2 protein-coding genes and 1 pseudogene are annotated in these 2,780 nt (G+C 54.7%); 1 reads left to right on the top strand and 2 read right to left on the bottom strand.

Features of this window, described 5'->3' with window-relative positions; translation table 11 throughout:
- The first annotated feature begins 692 nt into the window (after positions 1-692).
- The gene (locus BN1135_RS10160; protein ID WP_223290116.1) at positions 693-1,025 is read left to right on the top strand and encodes an integrase arm-type DNA-binding domain-containing protein; all 333 of its coding nucleotides are present in this window, start codon (positions 693-695) and stop codon (positions 1,023-1,025) included.
- Positions 1,026-1,042: 17 nt separating this feature from the next.
- On the opposite strand, the gene istB is transcribed toward BN1135_RS10160, so the two are convergent.
- Both istB and istA read right to left on the bottom strand, forming a co-directional pair.
- The gene (istB, locus tag BN1135_RS10155) at positions 1,043-1,813 is read right to left on the bottom strand and encodes an IS21-like element ISAeme17 family helper ATPase IstB (RefSeq protein ID WP_042020762.1); all 771 of its coding nucleotides are present in this window, start codon (positions 1,811-1,813) and stop codon (positions 1,043-1,045) included.
- Positions 1,810-2,655 (bottom strand): annotated as a pseudogene (istA, locus tag BN1135_RS10150) (IS21 family transposase); the annotation flags it as partial. The pseudogene istA and the gene istB, both read right to left, overlap by 4 nt.
- Positions 2,656-2,780: the final 125 nt, after the last annotated feature.

The following is a 2,780-nucleotide window of genomic DNA, read 5'->3' as shown; positions in this document are numbered from 1 at the left end:
CATCTTGTTGGTCGCAACACTCAGTGATGAGATTGGCCCACAGAATTGGCGTACTCTGAGTCATCCCTTTGCGCACAGGGGACTGCGCAGAAATGCCCAAGGTGTGTGTGGAAAGGGCTAGAGGGGATTCTAGCCTGATAGGAAGGGCCGAGATGGAACTGCGCACTTCTCCCCAAACTGTGCAATTGCTGAGTGCGCAAAAACGAAACGCAACGGTATGCGCAAAAATGGAGTGCGCAATTTGTGTTAAAGCCTTATACCGTAAGGCTTAGAGAGGAATAGTGCCTTTGGGAAACTGCGCAATTTACCCCAATAACTGCGCAATTTTCTGCGCACTCCTCACAAAACTGCGCACGGGCAGACTGCACAGTCTTGTGCCCGACAATGAAAAACGGACAACAACTCGGTGAGCACAAAGGTGACCATAGGGATTTGAACCCGCATCCCCCCCCTCCCCTCTTACCGGTGACAGCTAAACACCAGCCATTTCAATGCCACGAATTTGGGGGGTGACTTGTTCGCCGGTAACACCAACCAGATACATCATCACAACAAGTTGTTTTTAATCAATACATTGAGAGTGTGATTCAGACTCCCCCAGCACCAAATACCGGTCCAATAGTGACCAACGAAGTCCAAGAAACCCGCACCGCGTAAGGCTTTGCGGTTTTTTTGTTGTCTTACGCTGTCCAATGGGATGCGTTGCCATCCAGCCCAATGGTTCCAAGTTGTGGCGCCTGCGCTACTACCGCCCTCTCACTAAGCAACGAAATATGATCAACTTCGGCTCTTGGCCGGAGATGTCGTTGGCTGACGCGAGAGAGAAGCGCTCCGAAGCTAAAACGTTGCTGCAACAAAACATCGATCCCCAACACCATCGTGATGAGCAGGTTCCCACCGCGTTATCGCTGAGCGAGCATACTTTTGAGGCTGTCGCCAAGCGCTGGTTTGATGTCAAACGCCCTTCCTGTCAACGCCGACCGAAAACTGATCCACTCTGGCTAATTTCGCCGATTGAAAAGTGATCCACCCGGACATGGGGTTAATTGGTTTTGGGTGTGGCCCCCGCTTTGCGTTTCTCTTTCAAACGATAGCTTTCACCGCTGATCTGAACGATGTGTGCATGATGTAACAGTCTATCGAGCATAGCTGCCGTCAGTGTCTGATCATCGGCAAAGGTGCTGGCCCACTGGCTAAAGGGCAGATTGCTCGTCAAGATCAGGCTCCCTTTCTCATAACGTTTGGCGATCACATTGAAAAACAGGTTTGCTTCCTCACGCCCAAACGGCAAGTAGCCTATCTCATCGATCACCAGTAAACGCGGCCCCATCACGACACGGCTGAAGTAGGCATTAAGCCGCTCCTGTCGTTGAGCTGCTTGAAGCTGCAACATCAGGTCTGCTGCGCTGATAAATCTGGTCTTGATGCCAGCCATCAGAGCCCGATAGGCCAGTGCGATGGCAAGATGCGTCTTGCCCACTCCGCTTGGGCCCAGCAGCACTATGTTTTCGCTACGCTCGATAAAGGCCAGACTGGCCAATTCCTGCAACTGGCTGCGAGGTGCGCCACTGGCAAAGCCGAAGTCGTACTGCTCTAGCGTTTTGACCACGGGTAAAGTGGCCAGTTTGAGCAAGGTCTGGCGGGTGCGCTCGGCCCTCAAGGTCTGCTCTGCGTGCAGCAACCACTCCAGATAATCGGCGAAGCTCGCCTCCTCGTTGGCCGCCTTCTGAGCTAGTGCTGACCACTGGGCAGCAATCCCTTCCAAGCGCAGCGCCTGACTCAGGGCCATCAGGCGTTCATGCTGCAAGTTCATACGTTCACCTCCAGCAGGTCTTGGTATACCGATAGCGGATGCTGCAAGCTCTCCAGCGGCATGGGGCGCGCAGTGGCCGTGGTGCCGGGACTAACGGGTAGCGCCTGTGGCAGGGGTAGAAAATGAGGCAGCTCTTGTTGCAATCGGATAGCCGGGATTTCACCGATAGTGCCATGGCTACGCTGGTTGGCGATGTCTTGCAACCAGGGGCCGATATGGGCATTGGCGGTTGACACATCTAGCGCCAGTCGTGCCTGCTTGAGGGTGGCTGCCAGTGGTGTGACAAAACTGCGCTTGAGGTAGCCGTTGAAGCGCTCGACCTTGCCTTTGGTCTGGGCCCGGTAGGGACGGCAGACGCGGGGGCAAAAACCGTACTCTTCGGCCAAGGCGAGCAGGGCCGGGGGCCAACGATGGTCACCTTCACCATAGGCATCCCGCTCGCGGATGATGGTGCTGGCATTATCAAATAGCACCTCCTGCGGGACCCCACCGAAGAAATGACAAGCCTCACGCAGTCCGGTCAACCAGGCATCATTACGTTCGTGATCGAAGAAACGGACATAGCTGGCGCGGCTAAATCCCAGGGTAGCAACAAAGGCCTTTAGAGGCCGATTGCCGCGGCGGATAATGGTGAAATCGACCTGCATCTGTTTACCGGGGGCCGTTTCAAAACGGACGATGGTGCCAGAGGCGTCATGGCGCAGAGGCGATAACCAGGCCTTGAGCTGGGAGAGCCCGCCAGTGTAACCATGCTCTCGCAGTTCCCTGAGCAGAACCGTCGCCGGGATCCAGTGTGGCTTCGCTGCCTGGATACGCGCTTGCAGATAGGATTTAAAAGGCTCTGTCCCAATTATGTGTTGAAAGGCTAAGCTTGAAGTAGGCCATCACCTTGAGGTCTACCATCATGGATACCCCAGCCTTTCAACACCTGTTATCTCTGTTTCCACAACTTACCCTGCGCCAACGC

This window comes from Aeromonas sobria, from assembly GCF_000820145.1.
Classification (GTDB): domain Bacteria; phylum Pseudomonadota; class Gammaproteobacteria; order Enterobacterales; family Aeromonadaceae; genus Aeromonas; species Aeromonas sobria.
The sequence above is the reverse complement of the archived record's forward strand: the minus strand, read 5'-3'. Positions and strand labels throughout refer to the sequence as shown.